Origin of the sequence: Paenibacillus sp. FSL H8-0079 (assembly GCF_037991315.1) — a bacterium.
In the GTDB taxonomy this organism is placed as follows: Bacteria; Bacillota; Bacilli; order Paenibacillales; family Paenibacillaceae; genus Paenibacillus.
The window spans coordinates 5003512-5018351 of the sequence record NZ_CP150300.1 but is presented as its reverse complement, the minus strand read 5'-3'; the positions used below and the strand labels follow the sequence as shown (position 1 = coordinate 5018351).

Genomic DNA, 14840 nt, shown 5'->3' with positions numbered 1-14840 from the left:
TTGAGTTCCTCCGTGATGTTTGATTTCGTATGTTGTGTCCTTGCGTATGTCGGACATAACGATATTCGTATTGTGCTATAATTTTACAATAAATATAGCAGCAATAAAAATATGTAACCTTAACAACGGTTATTCAAGCAGAGAATCTAGGAGGGGGAGGGGCGGAATGAAACGACGGTTGGTGATGTGCATGTTGGTCTTACTGTTGGTTACGTCTGGGTTAGCTCTATTTCCCGGAGAGAAAGTGTATGCTTGCAGTTGTGCCGGTAGTGATGCCCAAGAGAGATTGAAGACCTATACAACGGTATTTACGGGAGAAGTGGTGAGGAAGGGCGGATCGCAGATATACCGGTATAATGGAGTGAGAGAGTATACCTTTGATGTAGATTCTGCATGGAAGGGAGTCAGTGCCAAAAAAATAAAGATCATGGGGAGTGACGGAGGGTCTGCTTCCTGTGGCATTCAATTTGAGAAGAATCAGTCCTATCTGATCTTTGCTTATCAAAATGTATTGGATCATAAGCTGCATACGAATCTTTGCAGTGGCAATGTTCCTATTGAACAAGCCGGAGATGATCTGAAATTGCTGGGCGCGGGCAAGATTGTAAATAAAGAAGATTTTGGAGAAACCAATAATGGACGAAGTGAATATTACCTACTTATCTTATACGGTGGAGTCATTTTATTGGCAGCGTTGGCAATCGTGTGGATATGGAAACGAAAGAAAAGAATTTGATTGCAGGTCTGATGAAAATTGAAAGCTGGATTGTATAACATAAGGTTTGTATGACGGAAAAAGAAACTGATCCCCGTACAGAGCGTTAAGAAACATTGACGTTCTATATGGGGATTTTCAGGAGTGGCGTCAAAATACTATCCATTTGGAGTCGAGATTACCGATCCGATGGAACTAGTTTAACTGCAACATGTATTCATAAGCGGTGACACCAAATACCCGTTTGAAATGTCGGTTCAGATGGGTCAGATCGACGAATCCACAATCGGCAACAGCAGCATAGATGTCCTTGTGTGTTTCGATGGACTGACGGGCACGCTCAACCTTGCAATTCAAGAAAAACTGGTAGGGTGAGATGCCAGCATGTGATTTGAATTCACGGATAAACTGAAACTTGGACATGCCAAATTCGGAGCTTAGGTTGTCCAGCTTGAGCACATCTTCGGTACTGCAAAACATGATTTCCTTGGCTTTGCGGACCAGGTTGTCCTGAGGTAACCAGAGCTTGGTGTCCATTTCCTTCTGTGCCAGAAGATGAACCAGATCGAAGACCCGTTCGCTGCACTCGGCTTCGTCCTGTCTGAGTTGAACGGCATCGTTCAGCATCAGAATGCTACGTGCAAGTTCGGGTTCATAGACGATGGGAGTTGCGAAACGCAATTCCTTTTTACCTATAATCTCCTCTACCAAATCCGGCTTTAAATACAGCATCACATAGTCAATGCCAGCTTTATCATAGGAGCTTCCATCATGGGACTGTTCACGGTTGAACAGCATGACACCATTTTGGTGAGAAGCTTGATATTGTCCGTCCAGGTTGTATTGTTGAATGCCACGCAGCGTTACGCCAACCGCGTACTCTTCGTGGCAATGCTTTTTATAGGTGAAATCAGTAAAGCTGGCGGATAGTGCCAGCACGTCTTGCGACTTTTTATAGTTAAAGCGTTCCATGCAGCACACCTCCCAAACTTTAAATCAATCCGGATACTATAATGGCTGAGTATAACAAAAAAAGGGCCATGAGAATACTAAGTAATTTTTGGTGGCGATTCAGTAACGTCTTGAAAACCTTACCGAACACAACCCAACTGGAATAGGCGAGAAAACCTATAAAGGTAATAAGCATCACGAACAAAAACGATGAGAAAGAACTTTGATAGAAGGGCAATACATAACTTGGAATGACAGTGAAGGTAAACAAGACCACCTTTGGATTCACAAATTGCATGATGAAACCGTTCCAGAATCCGGTAACTTGTTTCGGTGCATCCTCGGTGGTACCCATCTTGTAGATCTGGTAAGCCAGATACACCATATACAGGCCGCCGACAATCTGCATCACCTTCAGAATTCCGGGTAAGACTCCCGCAAGAAGATGATTCAGAAAAGCTGAAGCGGTAAGCAACAGACCAAATGCCAGCGTAGCTCCCCACACATATCGCATCGTTTGACGCGCCCCAACCTGTTGCACGGAAGAAAGAATCACGATATTACTGGGACCTGGGGTGAACGTAACGACGATGCAGTAGATTAAAAAAGATGCAAGATTCATGATGATGCTCTCCTCTGGTTGTAGTCTAGTTCCATGATCATACGTCCAGAGGGGAAAACTATATAGTACATTATTGCAGCATGCGACTCTGCATATGTAGAAAAGGAAAACAGCGTAACCCAACCGCTTCATAGAAGGCGGCCTGATCACGCTGCTACATCAAGGCATCGAGAAAACGTGTAGCGATTCCAAAATAGATAAACAGGGACAAGATATCATTCAATGTGGTGATTAATGGGCCAGAAGCGACAGCAGGGTCGACTTTAAAACGACTAAGTAGAAGCGGGATACAGGTACCGGTCAGTGTGCCAATGACGAGAGTGAGGAACAAAGACACCCCAATAATGGCGCCTAACAGCCAATCCCCTTGCCAGAAATAAGCAATGACGGTGATCAGTAAGCCACATACCAAGCCTATCATCGTGCCAACTTTGATCTCCCGACCAATCAGTGCCAGTACGGTGGCTTTGTCGAGTTTGCGTCCGATCAATCCGCGTACCACAACAGCCAGAGATTGCGTTCCTGTATTACCTGTCATACCCGCGATCATTGGCATGAAGAACGCCAGTGCGACAACCTGATTCAGTGTATCCTCGAAGAAATCCACGATACTTCCCGAGATCAATCCAATCAACAGAAGCAATATGAGCCAGGGAAGCCTGCGTCTGACGGCGACCAGCGGTTTGGTATCAAAATCGATATCCTTGCTGCCACCACCCATCTTGGCCAAATCTTCACTTGCTTCATCCATAATAATATCAATGACATCATCCATCTGGATGACACCGCATAGCCTGTGATTCTCATCTACCACCGGAAGCGCCATAAACTCATAACGCTGCAAAAGCTGTGCGGCTTCTTCCTGGTCCATATCCACCGTTGCATGAATTACTCGCCGGGTCATCAGTTCTTCGACTGGGGTCTTGTCGTCAGACAAGGCGAGGGATCGATAACTCACGACACCGACCAGTTTGCCTTCATTATCGGTCACATAGAGATAACTGGAGGCGGAGATATGCATGGTACCTTGCGATTGTCGTAAGGCTTCCTTGGCTGTCTCATGGGCGAGCAGAGTCCGATATTGATCCGTCATGATGCGTCCTGCCGTCTCCGGCGGATAATTAAGCACGGACCGGATAATGGCCGAGTGGTCCAGGTTCATGTTGGACAGCAATTCTTCTCTGCGTTTGGCAGGCAAATCGTGCATGAACCGGATCAGATCACTTTTGTCCATCTGCTGCATGACTTCAAGCGTTCGTTCCGGGCCGAGTCGTTCAAACAGCTGAATCTGTTCGTGCAGCTTCAGGGTCTCGGCGAGATCGGCTAGGGCATCGGGTTTGAAGAGGAGCAGAAACCGATTGGTTTCTTCTTCAGGGAACTTTTTGTATACGAGTGAGAGGTCGTAGGGATGCAGTTCTTTCACCAATTTATAGAAATCGGACAGGTTCCGCGATTGCACATGTTGCACGAGTTGTTCGGTGATTTCTTCAACAGAGAAATCTTTCTTGGAATTAGATTCTTTCATATCGACACTCCTTTCTAAACGATCAGCTTCATATTTTTAAACGAAATGGGTTGGAGGTTAAACAAATGGAGAAAAAGAGAGTACCCAAAACGATATTGTAATCTTGCTCAAACATTCGATATGGGCTTACAAAAAGTCGCTGCAAGGATATACTTGTTGTACAGCAACAAACGAGGAGGACATGTGCGAGTGGAAGCAGATATCAGAACACAATTGCTCAGCCTGGCTGAGCCGGAGTATCAGAAATTCTCAGCTGCGCTCATTCCTAACATCACCAATGTACTAGGTGTGAGATTGCCAGTCTTACGAAAGATTGCCAAACAGATTGCTGTCGGGGACTGGCGCACGTATCTGCAGACGGCAGACGATGAATACTTTGAAGAAGTGATGCTGCAAGCGATGGTGATTGGACATGTACAGGCTGATCTGGACGAGCTGCTGAAGGCCATTGAAGCATTTGTACCAAAGATCGACAACTGGTCAGTGTGCGACAGCTTCTGTGCGGGACTGAAATATACGAAAGTGCATTCGGAGCCAATGTGGACATTCTTGCAGCCCTATCTGAGATCAGAGCAGGAATATGAAATTCGGTTTGGCGTGGTGATGCTGTTGAATTTTTATCTGGATGAGAGATATATTGATCAGGTTCTAAACGCATTGGATCAGATCAGGCACGAGGCGTATTATGTGAAAATGGCAGTCGCCTGGGCCATCTCGATGGCCTATGTGAAACAACCTGAAGTGACTATGCGTTATCTGAAGCATAATACCCTGGACGATTTTACGTATAATAAGGCACTTCAGAAAATCACGGAATCTTATCGCGTTGATCCGGAGACCAAGCAGATGATCCGCAGTATGAAACGTAAGGTGAAGAAGCAGGCTACGTCCTAGCATTAAGCATTCCACCGGGGAGAGGGTGATAAACGGATGAGAAAAAAGTTGATGTACGCCACGATGCAGTTGGACGGTCGTCCATGGGTGCTGCTCGCTACGGAACAAGGGTTGTGCCGAGTGGTCATGCCTAATGAAACACTGGAGGACTGGAAGGGCTGGATACAGAAAGTTGCACCAGGCGTAAAACTGGAAGAGAACGAGCATGCGCTGAAACAAACAGGTATGATGGACTGGCTGCAGTCCTATTTTGCAGGGGAGCCCATGGCTTATACGGATGCAATCCCACTAGACTTGATCGGAACTAACTTTCAACAGGAGGTATGGAGAGAGCTAGGGCGTGTGCCTTATGGTGAAATTCGGACCTATGGTGACATCGCCACTGCGATTGGAAGACCTTCGGCTGTGAGAGCGGTTGGGGCTGCGAATGGAGCTAACCCAATTCCGGTTCTGTTACCCTGCCACCGTATTATCGGGGCCAATCGCAAGCTGACCGGATTCCGTGGAGGCCTGGAGATGAAGCGCAGACTGCTGGATATCGAACAGATTGAAGGCGTGACCGATGGAGGACATGCGCGGTTTCATTTTTAATGGAAGAGCGGAATCAAGCAGATTAAGGTGATATGGACAGGGCAGGCACGTTATTGTGCCTGTTTTTTTGCATGTATTAAGGAAGGCATGCAAACGTTCCGCGTATGGAAAACCAACGTTTTACATATTTTTGCCCGGTGAAACCGTATGGTACCATGGATCATAGAACAATCGGTATCTGGGGACGTAATGCCGGGTGAGAAAAGAGGGATGACATGATGAAGCAGGCCTACTGGTTAACCAATGTGACTTTGGAGCAGAGTTATGTTCGAGAAGAAGAACAGGTGACGGGGACACGGACAAGCCCCGCTCATCTGCGGATTGAAGATGGAGTGATCGCGGAGATTGTGGAAGGAAACGGCCCGCTGTCTAGCGATCTACCTCAAGTAGATGGCAAGGGACTTTTACTGCTGCCTTCGTTCGAGGAGGCACATATTCATCTGGACAAAACGTACTACGACGGGCCATGGAAAGCGGTTAAGCGTATCTCCAGCATTTTTGATCGTATTGAAGAAGAGAAGGTTCTTTTGCCCAAGCTGTTACCAGATGCGAAGCGTCAAGCGGAGAGTATTCTGACCTTGATCCAGGGGTATGGCTCCACTCATGTGCGTAGTCATTGCAATATTGAACCCGTCAGTGGCTTGAAAAGACTGGAAGCGACGCGGCAGGCTCTGGAATCATTTTCGGGCAAAATCTCTTCAGAGATCGTAGCTTTTCCACAGCATGGGCTACTTCGCTCCAATTCAGTGGAGCTTATGGGCCAAGCGATGAAGGAAGGTGCAACGCATGTGGGCGGTCTTGATCCTCATACGGTGGATGAACAGATCGAGAGATCACTGAACGCCATGGTTGAACTGGCTGTTCAGCACCATGTGGGCATAGACATACATCTGCATGATAGCGGGCAGGCTGGCAAACAAACGCTGCTGGAACTCGCGAATCTGACCGAAGCAGCAGGGCTTCAGGGCAAAGTTACCGTGAGTCATGCGTTCTGGTTCGCCCACGCAGAACAACAGGAAGCAGAAGATATGGCGCAGCGAATGGCTTCGCTTGGGATGAGCATTGCTTCCACGGTGCCCATTGGCAGAACGATGATGCCTCTTCCCATGCTCCACCGTATGGGCGTGAACGTGAAGCTGGCAACAGATAGCCTGACGGATCATTGGTCTCCTTTTGGCAATGGGGATCTGCTTGCGAAAGCGGGACGCTTCGCAGAACTGTACGGATATAGCGATGAGTTATCCTTGTCTCAATCTTTGGCATTCGTAACAGGAGGTATCACACCGCTGGATTCACAAGGGGAACAGGTATGGCCGAAGGTGGGAGATGCAGCGAGTTTTGTACTAGTCCATGCGAGTTGTTCGGCGGAAGCCGTTGCTCGGCGATCTGCGCGGCAGTCGGTATGGTACAATGGGAAATTGGTGAGCGGATCGACATCGGATTGAGGAAAATAGAGCGTCTAGAGCCATGGGAAACCATGGCTTTTTAGCATGGGAGAAAAAGAGGAAGGAACTGTTCGCAACTACCACATTTTGGGTTATGATGGACGTAGTTAATGGAGGGAGCCAGACGAATGAGGATTGAATATGCAACGGAAGACGACTACGAATATATCATGGAGAGAGATCGGCATATCCATCAGCCACTTGTGAAAACAAAGATTAGTGAGAAAGAAGTATTCATCCTATGGGACGAGGGATCAAGAATTGGATGGATGAGATACGGGTACTTTTGGGACAACATTCCCTTTATGAATATGATCTGGATTGATGAACCCTATCGAAACGGCGGATTTGGCAAAAAAGTCGTGCATCACTGGGAAAGTCTAATGAAGCAACAAGGCTTCGATACGGTGATGACTTCAACGCAATCAGACGAACATGCCCAACATTTCTATCGAAAGCTGGGTTATGTTGATGCAGGGGCTCTGTTGCTGGATGTGCAGCCTTTGGAGATTATTTTGATCAAGAAAATCTAGTGAATAAGCTGCAAGGGGGGAGCTTGATGATAAGAGAGGCGGAATCTAGAGATGCAGCAGGGATTGAAAGGCTGTATACAGAATTATTGCCGAACAACTTAAACACGAAGGTGCTTGCAGAGCGTATTGAAGAAGTTCGGAATAATCCAAACAGTTTCTTGTTTGTGTATGAAATGGGTGATCAGGTGATCGGAACTGCTCATTTACATATTTGTCTGGATGCTTTGGTAGAGAATAGACCCTTTGGCGTAGTTGAGCGGGTTATCATTACGGAACATGTGCAGAGCAAGGGATATGGATCTGAATTGATGAAACATATAGAGCATGTATGTGAGCAGAAAAATTGTGTGAAGGTGTTTCTTACGAGCGGATCATCCAGAAACGAAGCACATCACTTTTATAGGAAATTGGGGTACAACGGAGAATCCAGCAAGGCATTTAAAAAGTATTTATAACTTATAACATTCATCAAGGAAAAGGAAGTAGAAGCAAAGATATGAAAGATAACAAACATCCGGTTCAAGATCTCCGACTTATTGGTACATTGCTCGTGGCTACTCTTTGTTGTCTAGGTGTTGTGATGTATTTACGTGCTCAAACAGATACGAACATGTATCGCTTTTTGAGCTGGGATATGTTCTTGGCATGGGTACCCTTCATCATCTCATCCGGCATTGGATACATATTCAATAAGAAATTAACCACAACGAGCATGATATGTATGGGGCTAATGTGTGCTATTTGGCTCTTTTTTTTGCCGAATTCGGCCTATCTTTTTACAGAGATCCTGCACTCATTCAGATATTTTGATGCTCAAGGGGAAGTTAGATTTTGGGTTAATATTGATTTTTGGTATAGTCTCACCCTGACGTTTGCCGTAGCGATTATCGGATTGCTGCTCTCGACTTGTTCGATCATTCAAATCCATGGCATGTTAAACAAATTAGTCAATAAGTACATTAGTATGATGGTTGTCGGTGTTATTTTGCTATTGAGCAGTATAGGGGTCTACATTGGTAGATTTAATCGGTGGAATTCGTGGGATGTGTTGTCGAGGCCTGGGAAGATCTTCGTGGATCTTGTGAACGATTTCAATGCAGCGAACAGCATGATGGTTGAGTTTGTCGCCATTGTATTTACGGTTCAACTTTTTGGCTATGTTATTTTATCTTTGCTAACCGCAAAGTCGGGCAACTAATTATTCCATTTGAAAGGGTAAAGGAGGCAATATCACACGATGGGTAATCTTAATTTTATCGATAAACTTCCTCACATTAGTGAATGCAAACAGATTCTAAAGGCAGCAGCTATGCTGGATGCCATTTTGATGCCGGAATGGGAGTACAGGTATTACTCGTATAATTCCCAGTGGGACACGAATGAGCAAATGGCATCCATGAGAGATGGGCAAGGAGATCATTATTTTGCAATATTCAGTCCGAATGGGCTGATTATTAAAGGCTTTGATAAAGAGTATGAACTTCAGCATAAGGTTGACCGGAGTGATGTGGTAAAGCGTGTTCCAGAAGCATTTAATACATTTTTGGCAGAACCGGCATTTGTAATGGATCAGACGACGTTCTGTATCTGGAGTGTGGCGGATCAGGAAGGGTGGTCTGCGGGCACGGTGCTTGGGGATCATGAATACGAACTGTTAGAGATTTTGGTAGGCGGCGCGAAATATTATCATGCTTGGGCACAGGATTACTACGAGATAGCGTTGGATATCAAACTGGTTGAACAGGTATTTGATATGAAGCCGATCAATGAGGACTTACTACAGCAATTAAATGATGAACTGAAATTAAGTGATATCGAAGGTGAAATTGCAGAAATTGGATACCCGGATAAGGATCTGAATGTATGAAGGCGATAACGCAGGGAATTACGGAAGAATTGTTGGCTGTAATGGATATGTACCAAAGAATTGCACAACAATTGATCGAGAAATTGATAATGGAAACGGATCAGCCTGATCGGGCGGAAATTCTCGAAGGTGCGTACCATTTGCTGTCCAATGCGGATGTAATCAATGGAGAAGAAGAATTAACGGAAAACTGGTTTTTTGATGTTCATGGCGAGCACTGTTTGTTTCAGAATACAGAAACAGGGCAGACATTAGAGGTTTCCCTCGGTAGTCCAAAGGATGTGGGCAACATGGACCCCTACTTTTTTTACAATTTTATAAAAACAACGCCAGAGCTTGCATATCTGACTTCGTATTTCGAGAATCCGTTTAAGGACATGTTGGATTTCTTCGAACGTATGGAGGCACAGCATGTGTTAATTCATGTTCACGGGGTGGAATATAGAAAGCTTCTTTAATTGCTGTACATTTAATTGGAATTGAGGAGGAATGACGTATGAGTTTAACGGAATGGTCTACAGATATTCTTCAATATGATCTGTCGGATGAATATTCGATTCGCAAAGCTGATTTTGCCGAATGGGGATTATATTGCACGGTTTATTATGATATGCGTTATGTCGGATTTTTCAGAGAAGAAGAGTTTAGTTCTTCCAAGATCAGTGCCTACTGGATTTACAAGGGGGAAAGCAAAATAGGTGGCGTGAGAATGGAGCCTAACCAGATGTATCATTTGTTTTTTATCCCGCCATTCCAGCAGTACTTTGAGGTATTGAAGCTTCTGAAGTATAAATTATTACAGTGGTCGGATCGCACCAAACGTATTCTGACCTTTGAGATTCTTCCAGACCAAGTCGATCTATACGCAAGAGCTGGATTCTGGCCAGTGGAGTTCAGATGTCGCTGGATGCAGCGGCCTACAGATCATTTTGAGATCGAGTGGGACAGCAGGGTAACCGTGAAGAGTCCAGAGATTATTGAAAGTGAAACCGGCACCAAAAAATATGTGAATGAAGATGAAATTGCTCAATGTGACCTGGAGAGCTTTGCGGGAAGTCTTGAAGCTACACGAAGAAAACATACCACTCTTGCAGATTTTATACCAAGTGATGACCCTAATTATACCAATGAAATTCTGACCCAAGCGTCCACGCTTGTATATGACAAGGAAACGGGACAGCTTGTTGCCAATTGTCGCTTATGCTTGCAAGATAATCAGGCGGCTGTATACAGTATCGGAGTGCTCCCCGCCTATAGAGGCAGAGGTCTGGCTACACTGATGTTACAGAGAGCATTAAATGAACTTAAGGGTAAGTATCCCGTTCTACGATTGTATGTGATGCAAGGAAATGATGCGGAGTCCGTGTATCTGAATCTGGGCTTTATTCCGGGTGTGCAGGAGATTCAGACGATGTATATTCCTGAGGAGGAATCATAATGAAAGTTGCCATCTTAACCGATATTCATGGGAATTTCCCTGCTCTTCAAGCGGTATTGGCCTGTACTCCAATGAAGTGATTGAGATGTTGTACAGTCGTAAAAATATGATAGCGACTTCAGGCAATCACGAAGAGGCCGTATTGAGTTTGCTCCAAAATAAGAGACCATTAGAAGGGCATAAAGGCATGGCCGAGCATCATGAATGGATTGGTCAACATTTGAGTGCAGAGTCGATCAAGAGAATACAAGCTCTACCGAAATTCGTTGAAAAAGAGGTAGAAGGACGTCGGTTCCTTTTGACTCACTATCATATGAACAACGACAAGCTGGATGTTATCGATAAAGAATCATCCGGGACCAAATTGGACGCGAAGTATCAGGGGACGGCCCATGATTTGGTTTGTTTTGGTCATCATCACATTCTTTATTATTATAAGACAGATCAAAGAGTATATATGAATCCGGGCGCTCTAGGCTGTAACGATCTTGCCATTGCCAGATATGGGATCGTGGATCTCCAAGAGGGGAACATTGATGTGAAATTCATTGGCGTTCCATATGACAACAGGGAGTATCTGCAATCGTATGAACGGTTGAACGTTCCGGATCGGACTTTTATTTTGAAGGCATTCCATGGGAATCAGTTGGAGAGAGAGTACGGGGAGGAGTAAACGTTCGTAGCAACGTTTCTTGGTAAAGGAGAGATGTACACGGGAATGATCATTATGTTGGTGGTGTATCTGTTCCTCACACCAATGAAATATTATCAGAGTTAAGGGAAATTAAGGAGCTATTGAAAGAGCAAAGATGAAGATTGATTAGGTATGTGCTTCAAAAAAGTAGCTGAGGAGCAGCATTTTCCGATGAATCCCTCTCCTTTATGTCAGGAAAGGGAGGATTCCTGTACAGCGAGCCAAATTACCCTAGTACACGAATAACAATATCCTGATCATGGTTACCGAAACCGGCACCATAGATCGTTAAACCGCCAACATTGGGGCTTTCCTCGTCAACCGTGAAGCGAAGCGTCCAGAAGGGTTCGCTAAGCTTGATATCCGCGAGTGTGATGTCCGACATCCACTCACCATCCATATAGGTACCAGAGGCATCAATGCGGATGGTCTTCAATAAACCATACTGATTCACATTGCGATGCCACCATTCTGGTGTATATTTGCCACGCGCTGCTCTGCCAAAGTCGGCAGGGCTTGTCCATGTTCCGAGAGAAACACCATTGAAAGTGAAGCGAATATCCGAAGGCCAATGATCCCGCAATCCCGGAGCTTCAGAAGCCAGTTCCATCGAAATCTCAATAGCATCAGTTGTCTGATCGGGAAGTACAAAGTTAGGTGTTTTATATTCAACATAGCCTTTCCCAAACCACAGGATAGCAGCGTGTACTCGCTCAGGATCAAGGAAGTAACGCGGATCGTCCCATACGCCGATTTCTTTCTCAAGTGTTCCTAGCCCACAGGTAGGGTGGATATCAAAAGCAGTGTAGTGCCCGACGGATATCCTCTGCTCTTTGGTTCGTAAAGTTCGGCTTGCGGACGGCAGCTCGATCTCAATCTGATTTTGCTTGAGGTAACATAATTTGTGTGTTCCTCCGTTAATCCGAACTCTTTTACTCCCGATTAAACCCGCATCCTCTAGTTTGCGAATATGCATCGTGACAATGGAGGGGCTGAGCTCTAATGCTGCCGCAATATCCTTCACATTTTTTTCGCGATCTGCAATCATGTCCATGATTCTCCATCTGACCTCGCTTGCCAGCGCCTCATATAAAGGAAGGAACTGGGACTCCCCATTTGCTTTGATCATCTGCACAACTCCTTACCCTCAATCTTCTAAAATCACATATATATTAATTCAATAAAATTTGTTCCAAGATACAATCCAGATTCATTGCAAGTTGATAGCCAATGGTGTTTAATTTTTTTAGTTGCTACGAAGTTGGATTCTTATATCTATGAATTTTAGCATAAGAGGTGGAGTATAGTGAAATACAATAATCCTGTCGTTAAAGGTTTCTATCCAGACCCAAGTGTGATCAAAGTCAACGATACGTACTATATGGTGTGCAGTTCTTTTCAATACTTTCCGGGCGTACCGCTCTTTGAAAGCAAGGATCTGGTGAATTGGAAGCAGATTGGTCACTGCCTCACTCGTAAAAGTCAGATTCAGCTGGAGACCGTGAGCAGTTCCGGGGGCGTATTTGCCCCGACGATCAGACACAATAACGGGCGTTTCTACATGGTGACAACGAATGATACGACACATCAGAATTTCTATGTATGGACGGACGATATCTACGGAGAATGGTCTGAGCCTATCTACGTGGATCAAGGCGGGATTGATCCGGATTTGTATTTTGAAGATGGCAAGACCTTGTTTATGAGTAATGGGGTAGATGATGAAGGCGTTGGCGGAATTGTCCAGTGTGAGATTGATATTGAAACTGGTCGCAAACTTACCCCGAGTCGTTCGATATGGAATGGTACTGGCGGAAGATATCTGGAAAGCCCGCATCTGTATAAAATAAACGGATACTACTACCTGCTTGCAGCTGAGGGCGGCACGGAGTATGGTCACATGGTTACGTATGCTCGGGGAACTTCTTCTTCAGGACCGTTCGAAGCCTATGCGCACAATCCAGTTCTGACCAATCGTAATCTGGGAGGTTATGAGTTGCAGGGTGTGGGTCACGGTGACCTGGTTGAGGATGATCTGGGAAACTGGTGGCTCTTTCACCTGGGATTCCGACAGATTGGTAGATGGGCTACGTTCCATCATCTGGGCCGGGAAGTGTTCCTGACTCCGATTACGTTTGGTGAAGACGGATGGTTTACAGCCGGGCATGAAGGCACAACGCTGACGAGTTTTGAGACTAATCGTATCCCGGACACGGTGATCCAGAAGGACAAGAAGCATTATACGTTTGAAAATACAGACTGGAACCTCGACTGGTGTTATCTTCGTCATCCCAATACAGAGCATTATCAGCTTGAATTAGACAAGCTTACGCTAACAGGCACCGATGTAACGCTGGACGTTCCAGCATCCCCGACGTTCATTGGGTTACGTCAAAAAGACTTTAATGCTACGATCTCTGTCGATGTCAGTCTAACGAACGGAGAAGCTGGTGTCACGATCTATATGGATGAGAATCATCATTATGAAGTGGCAATTCGTCGGGAGCAGGACGGCTATAAGGTGATCGAGCGCCTGAATATCGGTGATATCAAATCGATTGAACAAGAAGTGGATCTGGGAAATCAACAGCATGCAACGCTGGTCATCCGCTCAAGTCAGGAACGTTACAGCTTCTTGCTTCAAGCAGATGGTGAAGAGATTTTGCTAGGCTCTGCACAGACGAGATACCTGTCATCGGAAGTGGCTGGAGGTTTTACAGGCGTACTCATTGGTCTATACGCGACGGGTGAAGATGCTGTAGCTGAGTATACAAATTTCAAATGTGAATATCATTAAGAAGTGAAGTGGAGGGCCTAAGGGTCCTTCTCTTTTTTTGAATTTGTTAAAAATATAGATATATTAATACATGCTAATAGAAGAGAGGCATTTAAACTTGGAAGAAGCTCCTGTTATTTTTATTGGGTCATTAAATAATCTAAATGTAACAAAAGGTTAAATGAACTTGTTATTAAGTATATAGCTTCATTGAATAACCAAGGAGGAGTTGTATGGAGGATCAATGGAGAATTGCAAAGTATGATCCGGCATGGCGTGATTTGTTTCTCGAAACGGGTTCGAAATTAAGAGAAGCGTTAGGAAAAAAGGCCGTGCGGATTGACCATGTTGGGTCCACTTCAATTGTTGGAATAGATGCCAAACCCATCATAGATATACAAATATCTGTTTCCCAGTATGAAAATTTGTTGGACTACAAACGTGAGATCGAAACAGTCGGATTTGTATTCAGAGCAGAAAATCCAGATAAGACTAAACGTTACTTTCGTGAAGAACCCGGAAGCAGAAGGATACATATACACGTTAGACAGGTAGGCAGTTTCTCCGAGCAGATGACCTTGCTGTTCAGAGACTATTTGAGAGGACATCCAGAAGACTGTATGAGATATGCAGAAGAAAAGCACAGACTCATGTCATTGTATAAGGATCAGCGTTCCAAATATGTTGAAGGAAAAGGGCCAATGGTGTGGAGCATATTACAGAGAGCACATAGTTGGTCTCAAGAAATCGGATGGCAACCGGCAAAATCGGACGCATGAGCACATCCAA

At 45.0% G+C, this 14840-nt stretch carries 17 protein-coding genes; 13 read left to right on the top strand and 4 right to left on the bottom strand.

All coding sequences use genetic code 11. The annotated features are described in order from the left end of the window. Window positions 1-166: 166 nt before the first annotated feature. The gene (locus tag MHI06_RS22485; protein WP_340399165.1) at window positions 167-736 is read left to right on the top strand and encodes a hypothetical protein; all 570 of its coding nucleotides are present in this window, start codon (window positions 167-169) and stop codon (window positions 734-736) included. Between the two features lie 174 nt (window positions 737-910). On the opposite strand, the gene MHI06_RS22480 is transcribed toward MHI06_RS22485, so the two are convergent. The 3 genes from MHI06_RS22480 to mgtE all read right to left on the bottom strand — a co-directional run bounded on the left by MHI06_RS22480 (window position 911) and on the right by mgtE (window position 3813). Further along, window positions 911-1687, bottom strand: coding sequence for an AraC family transcriptional regulator (locus tag MHI06_RS22480; protein ID WP_340399164.1), 777 nt, complete (start codon window positions 1685-1687; stop codon window positions 911-913). Between the two features lie 19 nt (window positions 1688-1706). Further along, the gene (locus MHI06_RS22475) at window positions 1707-2288 is read right to left on the bottom strand and encodes a LysE family transporter (RefSeq protein ID WP_169481897.1); all 582 of its coding nucleotides are present in this window, start codon (window positions 2286-2288) and stop codon (window positions 1707-1709) included. A 154-nt stretch (window positions 2289-2442) separates the two neighbouring features. Next, window positions 2443-3813, bottom strand: a complete 1371-nt coding sequence (gene mgtE, locus MHI06_RS22470; RefSeq protein ID WP_169481898.1) for a magnesium transporter — start codon at window positions 3811-3813, stop codon at window positions 2443-2445. Between the two features lie 189 nt (window positions 3814-4002). Between mgtE and MHI06_RS22465 the strand changes: the two genes are divergently transcribed. The 10 genes from MHI06_RS22465 to MHI06_RS22420 all read left to right on the top strand — a co-directional run bounded on the left by MHI06_RS22465 (window position 4003) and on the right by MHI06_RS22420 (window position 11254). Continuing rightward, window positions 4003-4707: a DNA alkylation repair protein gene (locus MHI06_RS22465; RefSeq protein ID WP_169481899.1), complete on the top strand. Its 705-nt coding sequence runs from the start codon at window positions 4003-4005 to the stop codon at window positions 4705-4707. A gap of 36 nt (window positions 4708-4743) precedes the next feature. Next, the gene (locus tag MHI06_RS22460) at window positions 4744-5298 is read left to right on the top strand and encodes a methylated-DNA--[protein]-cysteine S-methyltransferase (RefSeq protein WP_169481900.1); all 555 of its coding nucleotides are present in this window, start codon (window positions 4744-4746) and stop codon (window positions 5296-5298) included. A 218-nt stretch (window positions 5299-5516) separates the two neighbouring features. After that, a complete protein-coding gene (locus MHI06_RS22455; RefSeq protein WP_169481952.1) occupies window positions 5517-6743 on the top strand; it encodes an amidohydrolase in 1227 nt (408 codons plus the stop codon). A gap of 128 nt (window positions 6744-6871) precedes the next feature. Next, window positions 6872-7276, top strand: a complete 405-nt coding sequence (locus tag MHI06_RS22450; protein ID WP_169481901.1) for a GNAT family N-acetyltransferase — start codon at window positions 6872-6874, stop codon at window positions 7274-7276. A gap of 26 nt (window positions 7277-7302) precedes the next feature. Continuing rightward, complete coding sequence (locus tag MHI06_RS22445) at window positions 7303-7731, top strand: GNAT family N-acetyltransferase (RefSeq protein WP_211175722.1); 429 nt, start codon at window positions 7303-7305, stop codon at window positions 7729-7731. 41 nt (window positions 7732-7772) lie between these two features. After that, the gene (locus tag MHI06_RS22440) at window positions 7773-8474 is read left to right on the top strand and encodes a DUF1361 domain-containing protein (protein ID WP_169481903.1); all 702 of its coding nucleotides are present in this window, start codon (window positions 7773-7775) and stop codon (window positions 8472-8474) included. Window positions 8475-8513: 39 nt separating this feature from the next. Continuing rightward, window positions 8514-9143 (top strand): hypothetical protein, encoded by a 630-nt coding sequence (locus MHI06_RS22435; protein WP_169481904.1) that lies wholly within the window; start codon window positions 8514-8516, stop codon window positions 9141-9143. Beyond that, complete coding sequence (locus MHI06_RS22430) at window positions 9140-9601, top strand: hypothetical protein (RefSeq protein WP_169481905.1); 462 nt, start codon at window positions 9140-9142, stop codon at window positions 9599-9601. Before MHI06_RS22435 ends, MHI06_RS22430 begins: the two co-directional genes overlap by 4 nt. A 38-nt stretch (window positions 9602-9639) precedes the next feature. Beyond that, complete coding sequence (locus tag MHI06_RS22425) at window positions 9640-10581, top strand: GNAT family N-acetyltransferase (protein ID WP_169481906.1); 942 nt, start codon at window positions 9640-9642, stop codon at window positions 10579-10581. A gap of 85 nt (window positions 10582-10666) precedes the next feature. Further along, window positions 10667-11254 (top strand): metallophosphoesterase family protein, encoded by a 588-nt coding sequence (locus MHI06_RS22420; protein ID WP_169481907.1) that lies wholly within the window; start codon window positions 10667-10669, stop codon window positions 11252-11254. A 247-nt stretch (window positions 11255-11501) separates the two neighbouring features. On the opposite strand, the gene MHI06_RS22415 is transcribed toward MHI06_RS22420, so the two are convergent. Beyond that, entirely contained in the window at window positions 11502-12404 is a 903-nt protein-coding gene (locus MHI06_RS22415) for an ArsR family transcriptional regulator (RefSeq protein ID WP_340399163.1), read from the bottom strand. Between the two features lie 177 nt (window positions 12405-12581). On the opposite strand from MHI06_RS22415, the gene MHI06_RS22410 reads away from it, so the two are divergent. Next, the gene (locus MHI06_RS22410; RefSeq protein WP_340399162.1) at window positions 12582-14072 is read left to right on the top strand and encodes a glycoside hydrolase family 43 protein; all 1491 of its coding nucleotides are present in this window, start codon (window positions 12582-12584) and stop codon (window positions 14070-14072) included. A gap of 212 nt (window positions 14073-14284) precedes the next feature. Further along, complete coding sequence (locus tag MHI06_RS22405; RefSeq protein ID WP_340399161.1) at window positions 14285-14830, top strand: GrpB family protein; 546 nt, start codon at window positions 14285-14287, stop codon at window positions 14828-14830. Window positions 14831-14840 lie beyond the last annotated feature (10 nt).

Excerpts from the sequence above, each read along its gene's own strand:
- MHI06_RS22485 (WP_340399165.1), top strand. The coding sequence starts at position 167 with ATGAAACGACGGTTGGTGATGTGCATGTTGGTCTTACTGTTGGTTACG.
- MHI06_RS22480 (WP_340399164.1), bottom strand. The coding sequence starts at position 1,687 with ATGGAACGCTTTAACTATAAAAAGTCGCAAGACGTGCTGGCACTATCC.
- MHI06_RS22475 (WP_169481897.1), bottom strand. The coding sequence starts at position 2,288 with ATGAATCTTGCATCTTTTTTAATCTACTGCATCGTCGTTACGTTCACC.
- mgtE (WP_169481898.1), bottom strand. The coding sequence starts at position 3,813 with ATGAAAGAATCTAATTCCAAGAAAGATTTCTCTGTTGAAGAAATCACC.
- MHI06_RS22460 (WP_169481900.1), top strand. The coding sequence starts at position 4,744 with ATGAGAAAAAAGTTGATGTACGCCACGATGCAGTTGGACGGTCGTCCA.
- MHI06_RS22455 (WP_169481952.1), top strand. The coding sequence starts at position 5,517 with ATGAAGCAGGCCTACTGGTTAACCAATGTGACTTTGGAGCAGAGTTAT.
- MHI06_RS22450 (WP_169481901.1), top strand. The coding sequence starts at position 6,872 with ATGAGGATTGAATATGCAACGGAAGACGACTACGAATATATCATGGAG.
- MHI06_RS22445 (WP_211175722.1), top strand. The coding sequence starts at position 7,303 with ATGATAAGAGAGGCGGAATCTAGAGATGCAGCAGGGATTGAAAGGCTG.
- MHI06_RS22440 (WP_169481903.1), top strand. The coding sequence starts at position 7,773 with ATGAAAGATAACAAACATCCGGTTCAAGATCTCCGACTTATTGGTACA.
- MHI06_RS22435 (WP_169481904.1), top strand. The coding sequence starts at position 8,514 with ATGGGTAATCTTAATTTTATCGATAAACTTCCTCACATTAGTGAATGC.
- MHI06_RS22430 (WP_169481905.1), top strand. The coding sequence starts at position 9,140 with ATGAAGGCGATAACGCAGGGAATTACGGAAGAATTGTTGGCTGTAATG.
- MHI06_RS22425 (WP_169481906.1), top strand. The coding sequence starts at position 9,640 with ATGAGTTTAACGGAATGGTCTACAGATATTCTTCAATATGATCTGTCG.
- MHI06_RS22420 (WP_169481907.1), top strand. The coding sequence starts at position 10,667 with ATGTTGTACAGTCGTAAAAATATGATAGCGACTTCAGGCAATCACGAA.
- MHI06_RS22415 (WP_340399163.1), bottom strand. The coding sequence starts at position 12,404 with ATGATCAAAGCAAATGGGGAGTCCCAGTTCCTTCCTTTATATGAGGCG.
- MHI06_RS22405 (WP_340399161.1), top strand. The coding sequence starts at position 14,285 with ATGGAGGATCAATGGAGAATTGCAAAGTATGATCCGGCATGGCGTGAT.